The organism is Pseudomonas sp. TKO26, assembly GCF_003225665.1.
Taxonomy (GTDB): domain Bacteria; phylum Pseudomonadota; class Gammaproteobacteria; order Pseudomonadales; family Pseudomonadaceae; genus Aquipseudomonas; species Aquipseudomonas saponiphila.
Genome location: NZ_QKLN01000001.1, coordinates 1 through 22,179, shown reverse-complemented (window position 1 = coordinate 22,179; position 22,179 = coordinate 1). Strand labels below are relative to the sequence as shown.

Annotated in this window: 18 protein-coding genes and 1 pseudogene; 11 read left to right on the top strand and 8 right to left on the bottom strand. The window is 65.0% G+C overall.

The annotated features are described in order from the left end of the window. Positions 1-19: 19 nt before the first annotated feature. The gene (locus DNK59_RS00100; RefSeq protein ID WP_110721908.1) at positions 20-916 is read right to left on the bottom strand and encodes a cation diffusion facilitator family transporter; all 897 of its coding nucleotides are present in this window, start codon (positions 914-916) and stop codon (positions 20-22) included. Between the two features lie 231 nt (positions 917-1,147). On the opposite strand from DNK59_RS00100, the gene DNK59_RS00095 reads away from it, so the two are divergent. After that, entirely contained in the window at positions 1,148-1,567 is a 420-nt protein-coding gene (locus DNK59_RS00095; RefSeq protein WP_110721907.1) for a lysozyme inhibitor LprI family protein, read from the top strand. Positions 1,568-1,677: 110 nt separating this feature from the next. Here the strand turns inward: DNK59_RS00095 and DNK59_RS00090 are convergent, their stop codons facing one another. Both DNK59_RS00090 and DNK59_RS00085 read right to left on the bottom strand, forming a co-directional pair. Then, on the bottom strand, positions 1,678-2,196 hold the full coding sequence (locus DNK59_RS00090) for a hypothetical protein (RefSeq protein ID WP_110721906.1): 519 nt from the start codon (positions 2,194-2,196) through the stop codon (positions 1,678-1,680). A gap of 169 nt (positions 2,197-2,365) precedes the next feature. Continuing rightward, positions 2,366-3,691 carry an MFS transporter gene (locus tag DNK59_RS00085; protein WP_092310132.1) on the bottom strand — a complete coding sequence of 442 codons (1,326 nt, stop codon included), beginning with the start codon at positions 3,689-3,691 and terminating at the stop codon, positions 2,366-2,368. A gap of 176 nt (positions 3,692-3,867) precedes the next feature. Between DNK59_RS00085 and panB the strand changes: the two genes are divergently transcribed. Beyond that, on the top strand, positions 3,868-4,695 hold the full coding sequence (gene panB, locus DNK59_RS00080; protein WP_110721905.1) for a 3-methyl-2-oxobutanoate hydroxymethyltransferase: 828 nt from the start codon (positions 3,868-3,870) through the stop codon (positions 4,693-4,695). On the opposite strand, the gene DNK59_RS00075 is transcribed toward panB, so the two are convergent. Both DNK59_RS00075 and DNK59_RS00070 read right to left on the bottom strand, forming a co-directional pair. Then, positions 4,671-6,071, bottom strand: coding sequence for a PLP-dependent aminotransferase family protein (locus tag DNK59_RS00075; RefSeq protein ID WP_110721904.1), 1,401 nt, complete (start codon positions 6,069-6,071; stop codon positions 4,671-4,673). The genes panB and DNK59_RS00075 overlap by 25 nt on opposite strands. A gap of 4 nt (positions 6,072-6,075) precedes the next feature. Further along, entirely contained in the window at positions 6,076-6,309 is a 234-nt protein-coding gene (locus DNK59_RS00070; RefSeq protein ID WP_110721903.1) for a helix-hairpin-helix domain-containing protein, read from the bottom strand. A 114-nt stretch (positions 6,310-6,423) separates the two neighbouring features. Between DNK59_RS00070 and DNK59_RS00065 the strand changes: the two genes are divergently transcribed. The 5 genes from DNK59_RS00065 (at position 6,424) to DNK59_RS00045 (ending at position 14,531) form a co-directional block, all read left to right on the top strand. Beyond that, entirely contained in the window at positions 6,424-7,842 is a 1,419-nt protein-coding gene (locus DNK59_RS00065) for a short-chain fatty acid transporter (RefSeq protein WP_092310120.1), read from the top strand. 194 nt (positions 7,843-8,036) lie between these two features. Next, positions 8,037-9,737, top strand: a complete 1,701-nt coding sequence (locus DNK59_RS00060) for an acid phosphatase (RefSeq protein ID WP_110721902.1) — start codon at positions 8,037-8,039, stop codon at positions 9,735-9,737. 192 nt (positions 9,738-9,929) lie between these two features. Beyond that, positions 9,930-11,627, top strand: a complete 1,698-nt coding sequence (locus DNK59_RS00055; RefSeq protein ID WP_110721901.1) for a molecular chaperone HscC — start codon at positions 9,930-9,932, stop codon at positions 11,625-11,627. Between the two features lie 11 nt (positions 11,628-11,638). Continuing rightward, the gene (locus DNK59_RS00050) at positions 11,639-13,249 is read left to right on the top strand and encodes a J domain-containing protein (RefSeq protein ID WP_110721900.1); all 1,611 of its coding nucleotides are present in this window, start codon (positions 11,639-11,641) and stop codon (positions 13,247-13,249) included. Between the two features lie 109 nt (positions 13,250-13,358). After that, positions 13,359-14,531: a hypothetical protein gene (locus tag DNK59_RS00045; protein ID WP_110721899.1), complete on the top strand. Its 1,173-nt coding sequence runs from the start codon at positions 13,359-13,361 to the stop codon at positions 14,529-14,531. 46 nt (positions 14,532-14,577) lie between these two features. On the opposite strand, the gene can is transcribed toward DNK59_RS00045, so the two are convergent. Further along, a complete protein-coding gene (gene can / locus DNK59_RS00040) occupies positions 14,578-15,222 on the bottom strand; it encodes a carbonate dehydratase (RefSeq protein ID WP_110721898.1) in 645 nt (214 codons plus the stop codon). Positions 15,223-15,412: 190 nt separating this feature from the next. Here can and DNK59_RS00035 point away from each other — a divergent pair. Beyond that, positions 15,413-15,604, top strand: a pseudogene (locus DNK59_RS00035) (serine kinase/phosphatase); the annotation flags it as partial. A 139-nt stretch (positions 15,605-15,743) separates the two neighbouring features. Here the strand turns inward: DNK59_RS00035 and rimI are convergent. Together rimI and DNK59_RS00025 are read right to left on the bottom strand one after the other, a co-directional pair. Beyond that, positions 15,744-16,196: a ribosomal protein S18-alanine N-acetyltransferase gene (gene rimI / locus DNK59_RS00030; RefSeq protein ID WP_016963566.1), complete on the bottom strand. Its 453-nt coding sequence runs from the start codon at positions 16,194-16,196 to the stop codon at positions 15,744-15,746. Further along, on the bottom strand, positions 16,193-16,993 hold the full coding sequence (locus tag DNK59_RS00025) for an energy transducer TonB (RefSeq protein WP_110721896.1): 801 nt from the start codon (positions 16,991-16,993) through the stop codon (positions 16,193-16,195). Before DNK59_RS00025 ends, rimI begins: the two co-directional genes overlap by 4 nt. Before the next feature lie 179 nt (positions 16,994-17,172). Here DNK59_RS00025 and mksB point away from each other — a divergent pair, with 179 nt between their 5' ends. The 3 genes from mksB to mksF are packed head-to-tail and all read left to right on the top strand — an operon-like array spanning position 17,173 to position 21,987. Further along, positions 17,173-18,450, top strand: coding sequence for an Mks condensin complex protein MksB (mksB, locus tag DNK59_RS00020; protein ID WP_167365623.1), 1,278 nt, complete (start codon positions 17,173-17,175; stop codon positions 18,448-18,450). Then, on the top strand, positions 18,440-19,147 hold the full coding sequence (mksE, locus tag DNK59_RS00015) for an Mks condensin complex protein MksE (protein WP_047285462.1): 708 nt from the start codon (positions 18,440-18,442) through the stop codon (positions 19,145-19,147). Before mksB ends, mksE begins: the two co-directional genes overlap by 11 nt. Next, positions 19,144-21,987: an Mks condensin complex protein MksF gene (mksF, locus tag DNK59_RS00010; RefSeq protein WP_110721895.1), complete on the top strand. Its 2,844-nt coding sequence runs from the start codon at positions 19,144-19,146 to the stop codon at positions 21,985-21,987. Before mksE ends, mksF begins: the two co-directional genes overlap by 4 nt. Positions 21,988-22,179 lie beyond the last annotated feature (192 nt).

Here is a 22,179-nt window from a genome sequence, read left to right as displayed (position 1 = left end):
CTGGGCGCGCGCTGCTCCTTCAATGTTCATGCACCTGCTGGTGAAACCCCACCTGCTCCACCTGCAAGGTGACGTGGGCAATCTCGAAGCGCTCCTGCAGCAGCTCGGTGACCTCGGCCAGGATCGCCTGCTCGTCGCGCCCCTGCAGGTGCGCCACCAGATGCGCGCTGAGCACGTTCTTGCCGCTGGTCAGGGCCCAGATGTGCAGGTCATGCACGTCGCCGATCCCGGGCACGCCGCGAATGGCCTGCTCCACCAGCTCGATGTCGACCCCGTCCGGCACCCCTTGCAGCAGCACGTTCATGCTCTCCCTGAGCAGGGTCCAGGTCCTTGGCAGCACCCAGAAGCCGATGGCCGCCGCCACCAGGGAGTCGACCCAACCCCAGCCGGTGAACATGATCACCAGGGCCGCGCCAATCACCCCCAATGAACCGAGCATGTCACTCCACACTTCCAGGTACGCGCCCTTGACGTTGAGGCTCTGGCTGCTGGCCGAGGCCAGCAGGCCCATGGCGATCAAATTGACGATCAACCCCAGCACGGCGATCACCAGCATCCCCGTGGACTGGATCGCGGCCGGAGCCTGCAAGCGTTGCCAGGCCTCGAACAGGATGTAGAACGCCACCACGAACAGCAGCAAGGCATTGAAGGCCGCCGCGAGGATTTCGAAACGCGCGTAGCCGAACGTGCGCTTGCGGTCCGCCGGGCGCTTGGCCACCTGGATCGCCACCAGGGAAATGGCCAGGGCCAGGGTGTCGGTGAGCATGTGCGCGGCATCCGAGAGCAACGCCAGGCTGCCGGTGACAAAGGCGCCGATGACTTCGGCGAGCATGAAGCTGCCGGTCAGCCCCAGGGCCATCCACAACTTGCGTTCATGCCCGGCCCGCGCCTGGCCGTGTTGGTGTCCTGCACCCATGGAACATGCTCCTGTGGCTGAAAAGCGTCGGCCTGATGATAGTTCGATTGTCCGAGGGATCGCGGCTGGATAAGCGAATTGTCATCTTGCGCTCATCCGCCGGACATCAGTGGGCGGCCGTACCGAGCGAACCGGGCGCCGCACCCGAAGCCCGGGCCCGCGGCCACCCTCTTCTGCATCGACGGCGGCGCTGTAGAATGCCCGCTCCACTCTCAGCGCGAAGGGACCGTCATGCATCATCAGCCCTGGATCTTCGGCCTCGCTGTGGCCCTGCTGCTCGGGGTTGGCGGCGGATCGCCTGCCGCCCGGGCCGCCCCGCTGGACTGCAGCCACATCGAGGTCAGCGAACAGGTCGATCGCTGTGCCCAGCAAGACAAGGAACGGGCCGACAATGCCCTCAATCAGAGCTATCAGGCGCTCTTGGCACGGGTGCACAACCTGTATCCCAGCAGCCTGCTGCAAGAGCAGGAATACCTCGGCAAGTTGAAGAACGCGCAGCGGGCCTGGATCAAGTACCGCGACAGCACCTGCGTGCTGGAGGCCTTCGAAGTGGCGCCGGGCAAACCGGCCCACGTCACCCTGATCAACCGTTGCGTGACCCGCCTGAGCAACGAACGTACCCGCTACCTGGAGCAACTGCTGCCCGAATAGCCGCCCGCCGGGTCATGCGCAATGGTGCAAGGCTCGGCGGCCGCTTTCGCCGGCGAGCCGGCTGCTAGGCGATGGCGCCGGTAGCGGCGGGCTTGCCCGCAAAAGCGCCATCAGGGCGCCGAATGCCGATAGAACCGGCGGGAGCCGAGGCCATGGGCAAGCAGGCACACCAGGCTGCCGAGCCAGGCGAAACCCAGCATGCCCAGGCAGGATTCGCGCTCGCGCAGGCGCTGCTGGCATTGCTCGGCGCTGTCACACCGGGCAACGCACCAGGGCTGATCGTCGCGGGTACAACCCAGCAGGTAACCCCGCAGATGACTCAGCACCAGGGGCTGTCCGGGTAGTTGTGCGAGCGGCACCTGGAGCCGGGTCAGCTCGGGGCTCAAGCGCAAGCGTTGGCGTTCGCCGCTATCGAGGTCTTCGACCAGCAGCGCCCCCGCCTCCACCCTGACCACTCGGGCACTGAGGCTGTCGGGGCTGGCGCCTTCCAGGCCATAGTCCACCAGGGTACTGGTCCAGGCCTCGATCAGGACGAACACCAGCCCCAGCACAAAGCTCACCAGCGCCACTTGCAGCAGTGGGGCGAGGGCGGAGAAATTTCGCAAGGAACACAGCGTCGAACGAATCAAGACAGCTCCCGGAAACCCTGGCGCGGGCCGCGTTTTTCCGAGAGATTAGCGGGAAAAAACCAAGGGCTGAAAGCCATTTTTCAGCCCGTTTTCAGGGTAGATTCATCGGCCTTTTGGCGAAGGCTCTAGCTCGCTGTTTCGCTTGATCACAAGCTGATGAAGAAATTTCCTACCCCTGATCCACGGCGCAGGATCCTCGCGCCAGCGGCAGCTCCTCGCCCACGCGGCCGCCGAAGTAACCGGCACTGATCACCCCCACTGCGCCCATCAGCGCGCAATAGATCACGCAGATCCACGGGCTCCAGGGCATCAGGGCGATCAGCAGCAACGGGGTGGTACTGGCCCAGAGGGCATAGGCGATGTTGTAGGTGAAGGAGATCCCCGACACCCGAATCCGCGGTGGAAACAGGCTGACCATCACCGAGGGCACCGCCCCCACCACACCGCAACCCAGGCCGGCAATGGCGTAGGCCAGGCCGATCCAGGTGCCGCCGCTGATCAGGCAGCCATAGAGCACGGCGATGCCCAAGGGCAGCAGCAGGCTGTAGAGCATCACCGTGCGCCAGGCGCCCAGGCGGTCGACGATCAGCCCCGCCAGCACGCAGCCAATGTTGAGGAAGACGATGCCCAGGCTGCTCAGGGCAAAGGTGTGGCTGGCGCTCATGCCGAAGCTTTTCTGCATCATGGTCGGGGTGATGACCACGAACACCACCACCGCCGAGGTCAGCACGCAAGTCAGGATCAGCGCCGGCAGGATCGCCAGCCGGTGCTCGCGCAGCACGGTGCGCAGGGGCAGTTCCGCGGCGTTCTCGCGCTGCTCCTGCAACGCCATGAACACCGGGGTTTCACTCAGCCAGCGGCGCAACCAGACGCCGATCACGCCAAACACCCCGCCCAGCAGGAAGGGATAGCGCCAGGCGTGGTCGAGGATTTCCTCGGGGCTGAAGACCCGCGCCAGCAGGGTCGCGGTCAGCGCGCCCAGCAGGTAGCCGAAGGTCAGCCCGGCCTGCAGGAAGCCCAGGGCATAGCCGCGATGGGCCCGTGGCGCGTGCTCGGCGACGAACACCCAGGCGCTGGGCACCTCACCGCCCACCGCAGCGCCCTGTAGCACCCGCAGCGCCAGCAGCAGCAAGGGCGCGAAATAGCCGATCTGGGCGTAGGTCGGCATGATTCCGATCAGCAGGCAGGGCAACGCCATCATCAGGATGCTCAGGCTGAAGACCTTCTTGCGTCCCAGCCGGTCGGCGAAATGCGCCATGAGAATGCCGCCCAGGGGCCGGGCCAGGTAGCCGGTGACGAAGATCCCGAAGCTTTGCAGCAGGCGCAGCCATTCGGGCATTTCCGGGGGGAAGAACAACTGGCTCAGGGTCAGGGCGAAAAATACGAAGATGATGAAATCGTAGATTTCCAGGGCTCCGCCCAGGGCGGCCAGGCCCAGGGTCTTGTAGTCGGCGCGGGAAAAGCGCGCCGGCGACGACTCGGTGGAAGGGGTCATGAACGCAACTCGATGGCAGCACAAAGCAAAGGCGCTCATGGTCTACGCAAAAGATCCGGGGAACAACCCGTTCCCTGCCCTGGGCTGGTTTTCCGCGATTTTCTGTACCTTGAACGGCCGCGCTCCAGGCCAATAATCAGGCACTTTCCCACCCCAGCAGAATCAGGAAAGTCGTCATGAGCAGCCATACCCGCACCCAGCGCCTGAGCGTCCCGCAACTGGTGGCCATGAAGGGCCGGCAGAAGATCGTGTCCCTCACCGCCTACACCAGCCACATGGCACGGCTGATGGACCCTTTCGTGGATTTCATCCTGATCGGCGATTCCACCGCCATGGTCGGCTACGGCCGTACCTCGACCCTGGACATGAGCCTGGCGGAGATCATCGCCCACACCCGCGCCGTGGTGGCCGGCAGCCGCCTGGCCTGCGTGATCGCCGACATGCCCTTCGGCAGCTATCAGGAATCCCCGCAACAGGCCTACCGCAATGCCGCCGAGGTGATGGCGCGCACCGGTTGCGCCGCGCTCAAGCTGGAGGGCGGCCAGGCCCTGGCGCCCACCGTGGAGTTCCTGGTGCAGCGGGGTATCCCGGTGATGGCCCATATCGGCCTGATGCCGCAGTTCGTCAATCAGATGGGCGGGTTCAAGGCCCAGGGTCTCGACAGCGAGGCAGCCGGCAAGATCGAGGCCGATGCCCGGGCCCACCTTGAGGCCGGTGCCTTCAGCCTGTTGCTGGAAGGGGTGGCCGAACCCCTGGCGCGGCGCATCAGCGACTTTTCAGCGATGCCGACCATTGGCATCGGCGCCTCCCCGGCCTGTGACGGCCAGGTGCTGGTGACCGAGGACCTGCTGGGGCTGGGCGGGCCCCAGGTGCCACGCTTCGTCAAGCAGTACGCCGATGCCGGCGCCCTGATCAGCCAGGCCTGCGAACGCTTCGCCGCAGAAGTGCGGGAGCAGGCCTTCCCGCGGCTGCAGCATTGTTATGGGGTGGTTGAGGACGCCTGACTCACCGCATGCGCCAGTTGCCCAAGGGCGCCCTGGATGTCCTTGCTCCAGTCCAGGGTGAAACTCAGGCGCAGGTGCTGCTGCCACAAGCCCTGCTGACTGAAGATGACCCCCGGCGCAATGACGATGCCCTCGGTCAGCAGGCGCTCATAGACCCGGGTCATCAGCACCGGGCGCCGCGCCTCGACCCACAAGGTCGCGCCCCCGGCGGCCAGCGGTGCATGCAATTGCCCGCCCGCCTGCTGTTCCAGCAGCCGGTGCAGCTGTTGCATGCGCAGGCTCAGTTGCCCCCGCAGTTTCACCAGGTGCTGGTCGACCCGCCCGGAACTGAAGAGCCGTGCCAGCGCCTTCTGACGGATCGGCGACAGGCGAAAGGAACGTTCGAGAAACTGGCGCTGCAATTGCGGGCCCAGGCTGCGGCTCAGCAGATAGCTCAACGGCGCCTCGGCGCCGACGGCCTTGTCCAGGGAGGCGAACACCAGCAGGCGCTCCGGATCGGCAAAGTCCCGATAGCGCGCGGCGCCCGGCACAAAGCTGAATTCACCGTAGCTGTCGTTCTCCAGCAGCCAGATCCCGCGCTCGCTGAACCAACGGCACAGTTGCTGTTTGTCGACCGCGGGCATCAGGCTGCCGTGGGGGATATTCACCGTCGAGGACAACACCGCCAGGCGCACCGGCTCGCGCTGCAGCAACGCCTGCACCTGCTGCAGATCGAAGCGGCCGGCGCCGTCCAGGGGCAGTTCGATGATCCGCAAGCGCGCCGCCCGCAGCAGGCGCAAGATCGCCCAGGAGCAGGGCGACTCCACCAGCACCACGCTGCCGGCCAGGTCCAGGGTCTGCAACAGCAACTCCAGCACACTGCGCAGATCAGGCCCCAGGTACACCTGGTCGGCCTGCCAGTAGTCGCCGCTGGAGCGGGTATAGCGCCGGGCCAGTTCGCTGCGCAGTTCCCGTTCGCCCAGGGGCTGGTACAGCGGCGCCGAGTTGCGCGGGTACTGCCGGGCCAGTTCGCGTTCGGTCATCAGCAGGGGTTGTTCCAGGGACAGCAGCATCGCCGGCGCGTCGCTGCACAGCGCCAGGCGTCCCGGCTGGCGGGCCTGGGCATAGAGGTTGTCGAGCAGGTCCGCCCCGGCTTCGGGCAAGGGTGCCGCGGCCAGGGCCCGGGTGAAATAGCCCTGGCGCGGCCGCGACTGGATGCGCCCTTCATCCTCCAGCAGGGAGTAGGCGTACTTGGTGGTGGACAGGGAAACCTTCAGCCGCTGCGCCAGCTCGCGCAGTGACGGCAAGCGTTGCTCCTGATCGCTGGCGGCGTTGTCGATCCACTGCGACAGGTAGCGGTAGACCGCCTGGTAGGCGAAGGATGGTTGGCGCTGCACCGCTTCAGTTGCCCTTGGCCATGGCGATGGCCGCCTGGATCGCCGCGCGGGCCTGAGGGCTGTTTTTCCAGCAGCTGGAACCGACCAGAGCCGAGGCCTGGGTCACGATATCCAGGGCATCGGCGACGGCCAGCTGGGCCAGGGAGGTGATGCCCAGTTGTTCCAGGCGACCGACCACTGTCGGGCCAACACCCTTGATCTTGAGCAGTGCGGCGCGTTCTTCGGAGGGAAATGACATCGACGTTGAATCCTTTGCAGTCCGTGGCAATTGCCGCATTCTTGCACAGTTCTCGGCCGCCTCAGCCTGGGGCGGCCGACCTCCTTATAAACATAAGAAACCCGAGGTATTCACGTGGCCGCTGATATTCAAGATAGCCGCTCCGCCCGCTTCGCCCTGCGCTGCTCGAACTGGGCCGAACGCTGGTTTCCCGACTCCTGGGTGTTTGCCGCGCTGGCGGTGATCATCGTCGCCCTGGCCACCCTGGCCATGGGCGCCAAGCCCACCGACGCCGCCATGGCCTTCGGCGACGGCTTCTGGAGCCTGATCCCCTTCACCATGCAGATGGCCTTCGTGGTCATCGGCGGTTATGTGGTGGCCAGCTCGCCACCGGCGGTGAAACTGATCGACAAGCTGGCGCGCATTCCCAAGAACGGCCGCTCGGCGGTGGCCTGGGTGGCGCTGATTTCCATGGTCGCCTCGTTGCTCAACTGGGGCCTGTCCCTGGTGTTCGGCGGGCTCCTGGTGCGGGCCCTGGCCCGGCGCACCGAATTGCGCATGGACTACCGCGCCGCCGGCGCTGCCGCCTACCTGGGCCTGGGCGCGGTATGGGCCCTGGGTCTGTCGTCCTCGGCCGCGCAGTTGCAAGCCAACCCGGGCAGCCTGCCGCCGTCGATCCTGGCCATCACCGGGGTGATTCCTTTCACCCAGACCATCTTTCTCTGGCAGTCGGGGGTGTTGCTGCTGGCCCTGATCGTCGTCTCGCTGATCGTCGCCTACGCCACCGCCCCGGGCCCCAACAGTGCCCGGGATGCCCAGGCCTGCGGGGTCGATCCAAGCTTCAGCATGCCCAAGCCGCAACCGCGGACCCGCCCCGGCGAGTGGCTGGAGTACAGCCCGCTGCTGACCCTGCTCCTGGCGCTGCTGGCCGCCGGCTGGCTGTATCACGAGTTCGCCACCAAGCCGGCGATCACCGCGATTTCCGGGCTCAACACCTACAACTTCCTGTTCCTGATGGTCGGCGCCCTGCTGCACTGGCGCCCGCGCAGCTTTCTCGACGCCGTGGCCCGGGCGGTGCCCACCACCACCGGGGTGCTGATCCAGTTCCCGCTGTATGGCTCGATCGCCGCGCTGATGACGGTGGTCAAGGGCGTGGACGGCCAGACCCTGGCCCATCACATCTCGACCTTCTTCGTGCAGATCGCCTCCCACGACACCTACGCCCTGCTGATGGGCCTGTATTCGGCGGTGCTGGGCTTCTTCATTCCCTCGGGCGGCGGCAAGTGGATCATCGAGGCGCCCTATGTGATGCAAGTGGCCAATGACCTGCAGTACCACCTGGGCTGGGCGGTGCAGATCTACAACGCTGCCGAAGCCCTGCCGAACCTGATCAACCCCTTCTACATGCTGCCGTTGCTGGGGGTACTGGGCTTGAAGGCCCGCGACCTGATCGGTTTCTCCTTCGTCCAGCTGCTGGTGCACGCGCCCCTGGTGCTGGTGCTGCTCTGGGCCCTGGGCACCACCCTGGCGTACTTGCCGCCGGTGCTTCCCTGAATGCCCGCAGGCCCGCTGCCGCTGAACGCAGCGGGCCTGTGGACAATCCTGTTTCGACGCAGATTTCAGACGATTCCCGAGCGATCGCAGTGGACTCTTGAAGCATTCATGTAGTCTTTGCGTCATATTCGATTGCTACCGTGCGACCGAAATATTTTGTAACGAACTCTCAGATCGACGAGCAAGGACCCGACATGAGCGACGATACCGATCAGCGTGACCTCCCCGAAACCACCGCCGACCAGCCCACCGATTCCAGCCGCCGCCGCTTCCTCGGCGGCGTTGCCGTTCTGGGGGTTGGCGCCACCCTGAGCGCCTGCGCCAAGTCCGATGAGCCGGCAGGCAAACCGCAGGAGCGACCGCTGTCTCCCGCAGAACTGGACAAGGCGCTGCGCGAGCAGGTGAAGAACGTGGTGGTGCTGTTCGCCGAGAACCGCAGCTTCAACAACCTGTTCGCCAACTTCCCCGGGGTGGAGAAGCCCTTGTCGGCGCTCAAGCCCGAGGCGTTCCAGCAGCGCGACCGTGACGGCAGCCTGCTGTCGAAACTGCCACCGGTCTGGGGCGGCATTCTCCAGGTCGGCCCGCAAACCCTGGACGGCGTCACCTACCCGGTGGAAACCCAGTTCCAGGAAAACCTGCCCAACGCGCCGTTCGCCCTCAAGGGCCCCAGCGGCGAGGACCTGCCCCTGGGCCTGGTGACCCGCGACCTGTGGCACCTGTTCTACCAGAACCAGATGCAGATCAACGGCGGCAAGAACGACGGCTTCGTGGCCTGGGCCGACTCCGGCGCCTTGACCATGGGCCACTACGCCCAGACCCGCTATTCCCTGCGCTTGTGGGATGTGGCCCGGGAATTCGTGCTCTGCGACAACTTCTTCCAGGGCACCTTTGGCGGCTCGTTCCTCAATCACCAGTACCTGATCAGCGCCAAGGTGCCGTTCTACCCGGACGCCACCAATTCGGTGGCCAAGTCGCAGATCGCCACCTTGCAGGGCGACGACCCCAAAGGCACCCGCCTCAAGCCCCTGGACAAATCCCCGGCCAGTGCCATGGACGGCGCCCCGCAGTTCGGCCCCAGTGCCCTGACCCCGGACGGCTACGCAGTCAACACCATGGCCCCGCCCTACTGGCCGACCTGGATCCGCGACCCGGAGCGCCCGGACTACGCCAAGCCCGACCTGCCCAGCGTGCTGGTGCCGCAGACCCACGAACACATCGGCGACAAGCTGTCGAAGAACAACGTCGACTGGGCCTGGTACGGCGGCGCCTGGCAGGCGACCCTGGAACAGTTCAAGGATTCCGGCGGGATTCCCAAGATCCCCAACTTCCAGTACCACCACCAGCCGTTCAACTACTTCCTGCGCCAGGGCCCGGAAAACCCCGCCGAGCGCGCCAAGCGCCTGCGCGACGGCGGCCTGGGGGATGAGTCGAGCACCAACAAGTTCTTCGCCGACGCCGAAGCCGGCAAGCTGCCCGCGGTGACCTTCTACAAACCCCAGGGCAACCTCAACCTGCACGCCGGCTATGCCGATGTGGCCGCCGGCGACCGGCACATCGACCGCGCGTTGAAAGTGCTGCAGGAAAGCCCGCAATGGAAAAACATGGTGGTGATCGTCACCGTCGACGAAAACGGCGGCTGGTGGGACCACGTGGCACCGCCCCAGGGCGATCGCTGGGGCCCGGGCACGCGGATTCCGGCGCTGGTGGTGTCGCCGTTCGCCCGCAAGGGCACGGTGGATCACACGGTGTATGACACCGCTTCGATCCTGCGGCTGATCACCCGGGTGTTCCAGCTGGAAACCCTGGACGGCATCAAGGAACGCGACGAGGCCATGATCGCCCGGGGCCAGAAGCCCATGGGCGACCTGACCAACGCCCTGCACTTCAGCGTCTGACCCCGGCGGGGCCCGCAACGGGCCCGCCAGCCAGCGCAGGGCCGAAGCTCAAGAGCGGCTTCGGCCCTGCGGCAACGGCGCCAATAATAGCCATGTGACATCACGCACTTTACCCATCCACCCGACGGGTAATATCCTGCGCGCCACTTATTTGTTTCATCAGTTTTCCGATTGGAAAGGGAGTTCGTCGTCATGATCGTAGGCATCGACCTGGGGACCACCAACAGTCTGGTGGCGGTCTGGCGCGACACCGCCAGCGAGCAGGTGCCCAACGCCCTGGGCCAGTTGCTCACCCCCAGCGTGGTGGGCCTGGACGATGAGGGCCGGGTGCTGGTGGGGCAAGCCGCCAAGGAGCGCCTGCACACCCACCCGCAACTGACCACCGCACTGTTCAAGCGCTACATGGGCAGCGCCACCGAAGTGCGCCTGGGGGATCGCCTGTTCCGTCCGGAAGAACTCTCGGCCCTGGTGCTCAAGAGCCTCAAGGAGGACGTCGAGCGCGCCTACGGCGAGCCGGTGGAAGAAGCGGTGATCAGCGTGCCGGCCTATTTCAGCGATGCCCAGCGCAAGGCCACGCGGATTGCCGGCGAGCTGGCCGGGCTGAAGGTGGAAAAGCTGATCAACGAACCCACCGCGGCGGCCCTGGCCTACGGCCTGCACCAGCGCGACAAGGAAACCTCGTTCCTGGTCTTCGACCTCGGCGGCGGCACCTTCGACGTGTCGATCCTGGAGCTGTTCGACGGGGTCATGGAAGTCCGCGCCAGCGCCGGAGACAACTTCCTCGGCGGCGAAGATTTCGACAGCCTGCTGCTGGAGCACTTCATCGAGCAGCAAGGCCGGACGGCGGACTTTCCCGAGCGCCAGAGCGTGCTCCAGGCCCTGCGCCGCGAAGCCGAACGGGTACGCCGTGCCCTGGGCCAGGAACCCAGCGCCGAGTTCAGCCTGCGGGTCGATGGCCGGCAATGGTCCCAGACCATCACCCAGGCGCAGTTGGCCAGCCTCTATACGCCCCTGCTGGAACGCCTGCGGGCGCCCATCGAGCGGGCCCTGCGCGACGCGCGCATCCGCGTCAGCGACCTGGATGAAATCCTCCTGGTGGGTGGCGCCACCCGCATGCCCCTGGTGCGCAAGCTGGCGGCGGGGCTGTTCGGGCGCTTTCCGTCCATCAGCCTCGACCCCGACGAAGTGGTGGCCCAGGGCGCGGCGGTCCAGGCCGCCCTCAAGGCACGCTCCGCGGCCCTGGAGGAAGTGGTGCTGACCGACGTCTGCTCCTACACCCTGGGCATCGAAACCTCCCAGCAGTACGGCAACCAGATCGAGGGCGGGCACTACCTGCCGATCATCGAGCGCAACAGCGTGGTGCCGGTGAGCCGGGTCAAGACCGTGCAGACCCTGCACGACAACCAGGAACAGGTGCTGCTGAAGATTTTCCAGGGCGAGAGCCGCCTGGTGCGCGACAACGTCGCCCTCGGCCAGCTGGAAATGCAGGTGCCCAAGCGCCCGGCCGGCGAAGTCTCGCTGGACGTGCGTTTCACCTATGACATCAACGGCCTGCTGGAAGCCCAGGTGAGCATTCCCCTGACCGGTGAAAGCCGCTCCCTGGTGATCGAGAACAACCCCGGCGTGCTGACCCCGGAAGAAATCCAGCAGCGGCTCAAGGCCCTGGAGCAACTCAAGGTTCATCCCCGCGACCAGCAGGTCAACACCCTGCTCAGTGCCCGCCTGGAACGTCTGTATCAGGAAAGCCTGGGGGAATTGCGCGAACAGATCGGTTACTGGGCCGGGCAGTTCCAGCAAGTGCTGGACACCCAGGACGAGCGCAAGATCCGCGAAGTGCGCAACCAGCTCAGTGAACAGTTGCAGAGGCTGGAAAACGGCCACTGGCACTGAGGAGCGGCGACATGGACTGTTGGACCCTGCTGGATCTGCCGGACGATGCCGATGAGCGCAGCATCAAGCGCAGCTACGCCAAACGCCTGAAAACCACCCGCCCCGATGAAGATGCCGAAGGCTTCCAGCGCCTGCGCGAGGCTTATGAGCGGGCGCTGCAATTGGCCCGCTGGCGGGAAGACGAAACCGACGACGGTTGTGCCGAGCCCGTCGCCGCGGCTCTGCCTGGGGACAACCTGCAGGCCTGGTCGGGCCTGGTTGAAATGAGCCCGCCCCTGGCGTCCATGCCTGCAGCCGCTGTCGCGCCAACACCGACACAGGCCCTGCTCAAGGGCCTGACCCTGGAGAACCTGCCGCAACGCTGGCCGGAGGCTCAGGCCCGGGAATGCGCCCAGGACTTCCAGAACCTGCTGCTGGAGCATTGCTGCAAGCACCCGGAACAGCGCGCGCCCCTGGTCGATTGGGCGGTTCGACATCTGGATTGGCTGACGCCCTGGCAAAGCCTGTCGATGAGCGAGACGCAACAACGCTCGCTGGTGGATGCCCTGCTGAGCTATTACCGCCAGGCCCTGGAAGAACAGCTGCAGGCCAACCAGGAACGGGCGTTCCTGGCGCAGTTGACGCAATACAGCGAACGGCCCTGGCTGCAGATTTTCGATCACCGTCTGCAATGGCAAAGCACGGTGTTGATACTGCTCAACGAGCAACAGTGGAGCGTTCCCCTGTTCGAGCGGGTCTGCCAAGTGTTCGGCTGGGATGAACAACGAGGCGCCATTCCGGAGCCGGCCTGGATCTGGCAACAACTGGTCCAGCGCTGTGAGCAGGAGGCCTTCTACCAGGACTTGCAAAACAAGCTGCAGCAGGAGCACAGCTGGGCGCCGGAGGTGCTGGCGGCGCAACTGCTCGCCAAGCCCCTGTCCCCGCGCCAACAGCGCAATCTCACCCGCGGCTTTACCCAGAATGAATGGCAAGCCTGCCAGCAGTTGGCACAGACCCTGACCTGGCGCTTCCCTCAACTGATCGAACGCCTGCCCCAGAGTGACGTGTTCTATTGGCAGAAATTCATGCCGCAACCCTCCACGACGGGTGAAACATGGGTGCGAGCCTGGCTGGGCATCGCGCTGGCGCTGACCCTGTTTTTCATTCAGGAGCGCCACGACCCGCCCTTGCATGCGGCCATCTTGGCGGCACTGGGCGGCTGGCTGGCGGCAGTGCTCGGGCTGCTGGCCCTGACCGCCTGGAACGCCCTGGCGCTGCGCATGCTTGATCTGGACCTGTGGCTGAGTGAACGCCTGATACCGAAATCGCTGCACAGGCCGCCGTATCGAAGGCTACTGCGCCACGGTATTCCCTTCCTCGCCTTGCTGGCGCTGTTCGCCAGCCTGCTCGGCCTGCTGGGCATGCTGACGTATCTGGGCTTTACCCTGATTGGCGTCCTGCACCACAAGCGCATCGGCCAGGTGAGCGAAGCATTCAGGCTCAAGCACCCCTGGCTGAGCGTCTTGCACTGGTCGCACTTCAGTCCCTGGCAACCGGTTTTCTTGTTGCTGATGGTCGGCGTCATCCGCGCTTGCCAGGTGTTCTACCCGGCCTTCCCGCTGACCCGGCTGCTACCGGGCTGAGCCCCGTACATGGGGGGCAGATTTTTTACCCGTTGTCTTTCTCTATCCACGGCGGTGTTCCAGTATGAATAGCCCCCGTGGAGGGGTTCACGCTGAAAAGGATCTGAGCATGTTCAAATTCGCAGGAATCACCCTCGCGCTGACCGCTGCCGCCTTGAGTACGACGGCCCGAGCCGATGTCGAGGTCGACCTGGGCAGCCCCCAGCGCGTCACCCAACTGTTCGCCTACCCCAACAACTGCAACGTGATCTGCTATCGCAACTGGACCCTTGAGGAGACGGTGGCTCACTACCTGACCCAGAGCGTGCAGCGTGACGGCTACAGCACGGCCAAGGTCAGCGTCAAAACCGTCAGCGACAAGGTCGTGGCCTCCATCAGCGGCGTGCCCCAGGGCTACGACAAGCCGTTGAGCGCCCTGCTCGATGCCGGCGACCTGGCCTACAAAGGCGCCAGCCAGCTCAACAGCGACGGTCATTGGGAATACAGCTGGTATCTGTTCCTGCCCCTGGGCATGGCCCTGGAAAACCGCAAGAGCGTGGAGCTGCTGCACTTCCCGCCTGACTATTCGCTGACCCACTTCCAGGACTATCTGGAATCGGCCACCACCGACCGCTGGACCTCGCTGCTCACCGTCAACGGCATCGCCGCCGAGCAGACTCCGGCCTACCAGACCATCGTCGATATCGCGCCGATCGCTGCGCCTTCCAGCGCCGGCAAGAGCCTGGAAGGGGTCTACGGCTACTTCAACAGTTACCAGACCACCATGGTCAAGCAGGTCAGCCAGACCGCCAGCGGCGCGGCCCTGCCGATGGTGGCTTTCGGCACGCCGGTGCGCAATTGGCTCAAGCAGCAATACGGGGTGACGGTGAATGTGCTGGGCCTGGCGCAGATCAGCCCCAGCGAAGGGGTGAAGGTACCGGTCCTGGGCGCCAACCACCCGAGCTACATCTGGTACGCGGCGGACCCGGCCAACTATGACAACGACGAGGCCAAGGCCGACGCCGCCGGGCTGAAAGTCATGGGACAGGATTTGAGCGCGGCCTGCTGGCAGGCCGGCATGGGCAGCAAGCCGGGGACGGATCCGAGCACCCTGCTCAGCAGTTGCACCCAGACCTGGCAGGTGACCCAGAAAGAGCAGACCTGCGAGTTGTTCTACACCTCGGTACGCAAGCTGACCGAGCAGCAGGCCGCGGCCAAGTGCAGCAGTGCACCGGTCACGACCCAGCTCAAGCAGCTCAAGGCTCCAGCACCGGCGCCAAGCACCGAGGTGCCGCACCTCTGAAGTCCGCCGCTGGCCGCTGCGTCTTCACGCAGCGGCCAGCCCGCATTCAGACGGCGCCGAGGGGACGCAGGCGATATTGCGGTGGCAGCTGTTCGAAACCGCTGATGGTCGTGTCCAGGCTCTTCCAGCGACCGTCCTTGATCCCGTAGATGCAACCGTGGATCGACAGGCTCTGCCCGCGATGCCAGGCGTTCTGCACGATGCTGGTGTGGCCGACGTTGGCCACTTGCTGGATCACGTTCAGCTCGCACAGGCGGTCGACCTGTTCTTCTTCGGTGGCCAGTTTTGCCAGCGCCTCGCGGTGCTCGTAGTACAGGTCACGAATCGAACGCAGCCAGCCATCGATCAGGCCGAACTGGCGATCCTGCATCGAGGCGCGCACACCGCCGCAGCCATAGTGGCCGGTAACCAGGATGTGTTTGACCTTGAGTACATCCACCGCGTACTGGATCACCGACAGGCAATTGAGGTCGGTGTGCAGCACGACGTTGGCCACGTTACGGTGCACAAACAGGTCGCCCGGCAACATGCCGACGATCTCGTTGGCCGGCACCCGGGCGTCCGAGCAGCCGATCCACAGGTACTCCGGAGTCTGCTGGCGAGCCAGCTTGGAGAAGAACTCCGGGTCTTCCTGCTTGATCGCTTCGGCCCAACGCGCGTTGTTATCAATCAGATTTTGTAGTTCGTTCATGCTGGGAAGCCTCAAGAATGATGCGCAGGTATGACAGACGTGCGCCCGTCGAGGTCACGCCAATAACTGCAGATACCGGTTATCCCTGCCGGGGAATCTTCACCGGGGCTGTGGGTCCACCCTGCAAGCCCCTGAAGTATGAGCAATCGCCATGACCGAATCACGACGCCCCTTCAGCGCGCCCCAGCCCGAGACGATCGACGATGACCTGAGCCCGGAAACCCTGATCCGCGAGGATGGGGCCCGTTCTGCCCGGGAAGTCGGGGCCGATAAACCGACGGACTGGGATCTGAGTATTGTCGATGCCACGGACATTGGGGGTGGCAGTGGTCTGGATGAAGCCGAACTGGCGCGTCGCGACCCGCTGGACGGCAACCCCTGAGCCTGGCGCCACATTTAACGACGCCCTCTCCCGTAGGAGCCGGCTTGCCGGCGAAGAGGCCCTCAAGCCATACCTCGCCGCGAATGGCGCCTTCGCTGGCAAGCCAGCTCCTACGGCGGCCTGCGTGCTGGTTGCAGGCTCAGTCGACCAGGGTGCAGGCCATCACCAGGGCGTCTTCGCGGCCACCCACGGCCGGGTAATAGTCGCGGCGACGCCCGACTTCATTGAAGCCATAACGTTCGTACAGCCGATAGGCGGTCTGGTTGCTGGAACGCACTTCGAGGAAGCACTCCCGGGCATTCTTCTGGTAGGCGCGCTTCATCAGCTCTTCCAGCAAACGCAGGCCCAGGCCGCGGCCCTGGCTTTCCGGCTTGACGGTGATATTCAGCAAATGGGCTTCGTCGATGATCACCTGGATGACCCCGTGGCCCACTTGCTGGCTGCCTTCGAACATCAGCCAGACTTCGTAGGACTTGAAGGCATCCATGAAAATGCCCCGGGTCCAGGGGTGACTGAACGCGGCATATTCGATTTTCAGGATGGCATCCAGGTCCGCCTCGGTGGCCAGGCGGAAGGTCAACGCGTCACTCATCGGTCATTCTGCTCATCAGTGCTTTTCCAGCGCGTCATCAAGCGACGCATGGCTTGCCAGACATCAGCCTTACGCTGTGGCTCTTCCATTAATAGTTCCAGGCCGGGCAAGGCCCAGGCCGAACCCAGGCCTTCGACCTGCAGTTCACGGTTGTAGGATTCAGCGTTGGCTTCCCCGGCGAAACGTACTGCCGGCAGGCCGATCAGCCACAGGCAGACGCAGGGCTCTTCTTCGATGCGCACGCCGACGAAGGCCTGGACGAAGTCGCGGGCGGCTTCAGGCCCCTGGTCGAGGTTGCCCCGGGTCAGCATCGGCCAGCGCACCGGCTCGGCGAGGATCTGCGGGCTGTCCGGCAGGCCGGCGGCGCGCAGCATGTCCTTGAGCAGCAGATAGGCCGGGTCGCGGCTCTGGAAGGCTTCCCCTGTGGGTAACTCCACCAGCAGCAGGCAACGGCCGGCCCGCAACAGTTGCAGGGCGAAGCGCGGCGGCGGCACCACTGGCGGCTTGACCACCGGAGCCGGGGCTTCTTCGCCATCGGCCACCGGCTTGCTGGCTGACTTTGCAGGCGCGGTGGAAGGGCGCGGCACCTCGATTTTCGGCCGCTCGCCGGTCCTGGCCGCCGGCGCTGCCGGGGCTTTGGCTTCGACCACCGGGGCAGGCGGCGCCTGCACCTCGGGCTCCGGCAAGGCCAGCAACTCGGGGCGCGAAGGGGCGGCAAAGGGCAATTCGCTGCGCGGCAACCAGCTGACCACCTGCATGGCGGACAGATAAGCGCGACGACGGGACTCGATAAGCAAAGGTCGGCCACTTGTGGATAACTGAGGTGGGGGATTCTACCGTCCTTCGGCAAAGATCGCCTGCTGTTGATTGCCCACAAAAGCGACTGTCCGTCTCATACCTGGGCCCGGGGGTGAATCGTCGGCCCCCTGATGCAGTACAATCGCCGCTTTTCATTGCCAACCAGCCGGCCATTCCGATGATCGAACCCAAGCGCGTCTTGCGCGCCCTCGCCGAACACTGGGCACTTCTAGAGCCGCTGTGCGAGCACTTCGACCAAGGCACCCTGAGTCTTGCCGAACTGCGTTCACAGCTGGCTGCACAACAACTGGACAGCACGCCCCAGGACATCACCCACCTGCTGGACGTATGGATACGCCTGGACATCCTGGTCCCGGTGGCGAAAAGCCCGAACCGTTTCGAGCTCAACGCGCAGATCCACGACTTTCTCGCCTACCTGCGCCGTGAGCACCGCCTGGGCCTGTGCCTGGAAATCGAAGCCTACCTGCGCCACCTGGAGCGCCTGGCCGGTTATATCCAGGACGCCTTCGACGTGCGCGACGGCAACGACCTGGCGCGCCAGCTGCGGCTGCTGGACATGCGCGTGCGCGATGTTCTGAAAAAACTCGCCAACGACGAACAGGCCCTGGTGGCCGTGGCTGAGCGGGCCAAGACCAGCGACCGGCAGATTCCCCTGCGCCAGCGCTACGCCGAGGTGTTGGCCACCTGGGACGAATACGTCGAACCGATGATCCAGTTGGTGAACGCCGACGGTGCCTTCGAGCAGGGCGTGCGCAAGGTGGAAAACGTCCTGCTGCGCCTGCTCACCGAACAGCAGCGCCTGGGCCACCTGGTGGACGACGACATGCTGCTGCGCACCCACGCGCGGATCCTGGAAATGCAGACCAGCGCCCAGTTGACCCTGCGCCACGCCCGGGAACTGCTGCTGCCGTTGCGCGAGGAAGCCCGCCGGCACAACGCCGTGACCCGTGGCGCGGCCCTGGCCCTGGCGGCGATCCGGCGCAAGGGCATCGACGCAGTGCCCCAGGCGGCGATGCCGCTGTTCACCCGTCCGCAGAGCACCTTCCTCGGCAGCTCCGGCCAGGTGGAAGCCTATGTCTACGCCCTGGCCCGCTTCGAGCCCAAGCCGGCGCGCTTCCCCAAGGCCCACAAGACCCACAAGGGCCTGGCCCCCAAGGCGCCGCGCACGGTTCGGGAAATGCTCGAACGCTGCGAAGACGCCCTGCCGATGCCGGACCTGATGAGCTGGCTGCTGGACCAGGAGCCGGATGGCGCCACCGACGAACTGCTGTACTGGTTCTCGCGCCTGTCCCGGGAAAAACGCTTCAAGCGCGAGCGCCTCGAACGCCGCGACTACCACACCCAGGAGCATCAGGTCAGCCTGCGCTCCTTCGCCCTGCTCTCGGCCCGCGATGACGCCGCCGAGCATTCTGCGAGCAACGCCAATGCATCTTGATCTTTCCGAACTGTCCCAGCTGGCGCCGATCTTCCGCGAGCTGTTCAAGGGTTACCACGTCAGCCGCCGCGACCCGGAGCTGTACGCCCAACTGTCGAACTTCCAGGACCAGTACCGCACCCTGTTCAAGGCCCTGGGCTTCGAACTGGTGTGCGACACCCGGGGTTTCTACTACTTCGTGCCGGACAATGCCGCCGCCCAGGTGAACAAGACCGCCCAGCGCCTGGCGCTGTTCACCTTCATCCTGGTGGAGCACCTGGCCGACCAGGGCCGCGACCCGATTGCCGTGCTCGATGGCGGTAGCCTCGGCCGCGACGAACTGCCGTCGCTGCTGGAGAAATACCGCGACCTGTTCATCCAGGCCGAAGTGCAGACCCAGGAAGAACTGGAAGAGAAAATCATGCGCCGCATGACACAGCTGGGTTTTGCCGCCGAGGAACCGGGCATCTACCGCTTCCTGCCGCCGATGCACCGCTTCCTCGACGTCTGCCTGTCGGTGCAGCAGGACCGCGACCTGGCCGCCAGCCTGCACAGCGTACTGCCGTTGCCGACTCCGGTGCTGGTGGACGACGACAGCGACGAAAAACTGCTGCAGACCGATGACCCGCTGGACCTGAGCGAATTCGACGAGTCCGAAGAAAGTGAAGAAGACGCGCTGGCCCGGGCCATCGCCGAAGAACAGGAGCTCGACGCATGAGCAAGGAACGCTACGGCATCCGCCGCTTTGCCCTACTGAACACCGCCGGTTACAGCCTGGGCCTGTTCCCCCTGGAAGAGCCGCTGTCGGTCTACGGGGCCAACAACCTGGGCAAGTCGGCGTCGATCAACGCCCTGCAATTCCCGATTCTGGCGCGCATGTCGGACATGAGCTTCGGCAAGTACAGCCTGGAACAGTCGCGGCGCTTCTACTTCGCCTCCGACACCAGCTACATCCTGGTGGAAGTCTCGCTGCCCCACGGCCCCCACGTGATCGGCGTGGTCGGGCGCGGCCCGGGCGGCGGCTTCGGCCACCAGTTCTTCGCCTACGCCGGCCAGCTTGACCTGGCGCATTACCAGAAGGACGACACCTGCCTGCGGCAGAAAGAGCTGTTCACCAACCTGGAGCGCCAGGGCCTCAAGGCCTATGAACTCAAGCCTGATGAACTGCGGCGTCTGCTGGTGGGTGGCCACACCTCGATTCCCCTGGACCTGACCCTGATCCCGCTGCGCTCCACCAGCGAGCAGAGCCTGAAGACCTTCCGCGCGCTGTTCATCAACCTGCTGCACATGCGCGAGATCACCGCGGCCAAGCTCAAGCAACTGTTCCTCGATGCCTTCGAGCACAGCCTGCGCTCCGGCAGCGTCGACTACATCGCCGCCTGCGACGAAGCCTTCCGCGATGTGCGACGCATGGAGCAGGACTACAACTCCCTGGTGGCCGCCGGTCCTTTGGTGGAAGCCCTGGCCAACGGCGTGAAGCAGCGGGACATTCTGCGCGGCAAGCTGCACCGCCTGTCGCCGCTGCTGGATTCGTTGCTGGGCACCTGGTCGGACTATGCCGGCGCGCGCAAGGAAGAGCTGACCCTCCAGGCCGAGCACTACCGCAACGAGCAGGACGCGCTGCAGAACGACCAGCGCAGCAGCACTCAGGAAATGATGCGCCTGGAGCGGGAAATCACCGGCACCCAGCGCTGGCTCGGCGAGTTGTCGGTGCTCAAGCACCGCTTCGCCCTGGTGGACGACGTCAAGGTCCTGGAACAGCAATTGCTGGCGGCCAAGGATGCTCACGATGAGCTGGCCGGCGCCCTGGCCCAGTCCCGGCAGTTCTCCGCCGAAGACCTGGAAGAGCGCCTGCGGGACCTGGAAAAACGCCTGAAGTCGGTCAAGCAGCAGCTCGATCATGCCGACAACAACAGCTACGCCCGGCTGCGCGAGGAGTTCTCCCAGCAGGACGTGGAACGCCTGATGCGCCTGTTCAACAGCGCGCTGTTCAGCCTGCCCCTGGGCGAGCACGGCATCTCGCTGGACGAGGATGGCCAGTGGGTGAAGTCGGTGGAGCTGATCCTCGACGGCTTCAAGGGCGAGCGTTTCGAAGTGCCGGGGCTGTCCATCGACATCTCCCACATCGAGCCGCCGGCCTTGCAGGCCCTGGCCGACCGCGCCGCCCTGCGGGATCAGAAAGAGCGCCTGGAAAAGGAACTCAAGCAGCTCAAGACCCAGGCCGCCGTGGCCGCCGACCGCGCCGCGAGCAAGACCCAGACCGAAGCCCTGTACCAGCAGGTGCTGGATGCGCAGAAGGCCCTGGAAGACTTCCGCCGCGCCCAGACCCTGAGCGCCGAGGAAGGCGAGAAGCTGGAACAGCTGGCGCAGATGGAAGCCGCCCAGGACGAACTCAAGCGCTCCAGCGATGCCTTCACCGAACGCGTCCAGCAACTGTCGGCCAAGCTGCAATTGGTGGGCCGGCAGATCGCCGACATGGAAGCCAAGCAGCGCACCCTCGACGACGCCCTGCGCCGCCGTCAGCTGCTGCCGGCCGACCTGCCGTTCGGCACGCCGTTCATGGACCCGGTGGACGACTCCATGGACAACCTGCTGCCGCTGCTCAACGACTATCAAGACAGCTGGCAGGGCCTGCAGCGGGTCGACGGGCAGATCGAGGCGCTGTATGCCCAGGTACGCCTCAAGGGCGTGGCCAAGTTCGACAGCGAGGATGACGTCGAGCGTCGTCTGCAACTGCTGATCAACGCTTACGCCCACCGCACCGACGAGGCCCTGACCCTGGGCAAGGCGCGTCGCGCGGCGGTAACCGACATCGCCCGGACCCTGCGCAATATCCGCAGCGACTACGACAGCCTGGAACACCAGTTGGCGCTGTTCAACCGCGAGATCAACAAGCGCCAGGTGTCCAACCTGCAGAGCTTCCGCATCGTCCTGGCGCCGAACAAGGAAGCCCTCAAGCACATTGATCAGATCATCCACAGCGCCGGCCAGTACGAGGAAGGCGAGACCCTGTCGGTGTTCGACCTGAGCCAGAGCGCCGAGCAGGACAACAAGAACGAAGAGGCCAAGGAGTACCTGGCGCGGCTGGTGGCGGCCAACCACAACCAGCTGGGCCTGAAGGACCTGTTCGAGCTGGCCTTCGAGATCACCAAGGTCAACGGCCAGCCAGTGATCCACACTGACATCGATGGCGCGGCATCCAACGGCACCACCATGACCATCAAGGCGCTGACCAACATGTACCTGTTGCTGCACTTGATGGACCGCGACCAGGCCGGGCGCATCCGCCTGCCCTACTACCTCGACGAGGCGGCGGACATCGACGAACGCAACCAGGCGGCATTGCTGGAAACCAGCCTGCAACTGGGCTTCGTGCCGATCCTGGCCAGTGTGAAACCGCAGGTATCGGCCCAGGTGGCCATCGACCTGGAAGGCGGCAGTGGGCCGAACGGCATCTACATCGACGAGGCGGACTGGAAGTTCATCCGTCGTCACGATCAGGTCAAGGCGACGCTGAACGTGGAACCCGAAGCAGAAGCGGAACTGGACGAAGTCTGATTCCGTAACGCCGCAACGAAAAAGGCCGCGCTCTTTCGAGTGCGGCCTTTTTTATTGGATAGCCTTTGTAGCAACTGTGTTCCTCACGCGATTTGCGCCGAAGCCTGTAAGGCTTCGCGCATTCGCGCGTTCAAAATGGTGATGAGCTTGCGCATGGCTGCAACCAACGCCAATTTCTTCGGCTTACCTCGA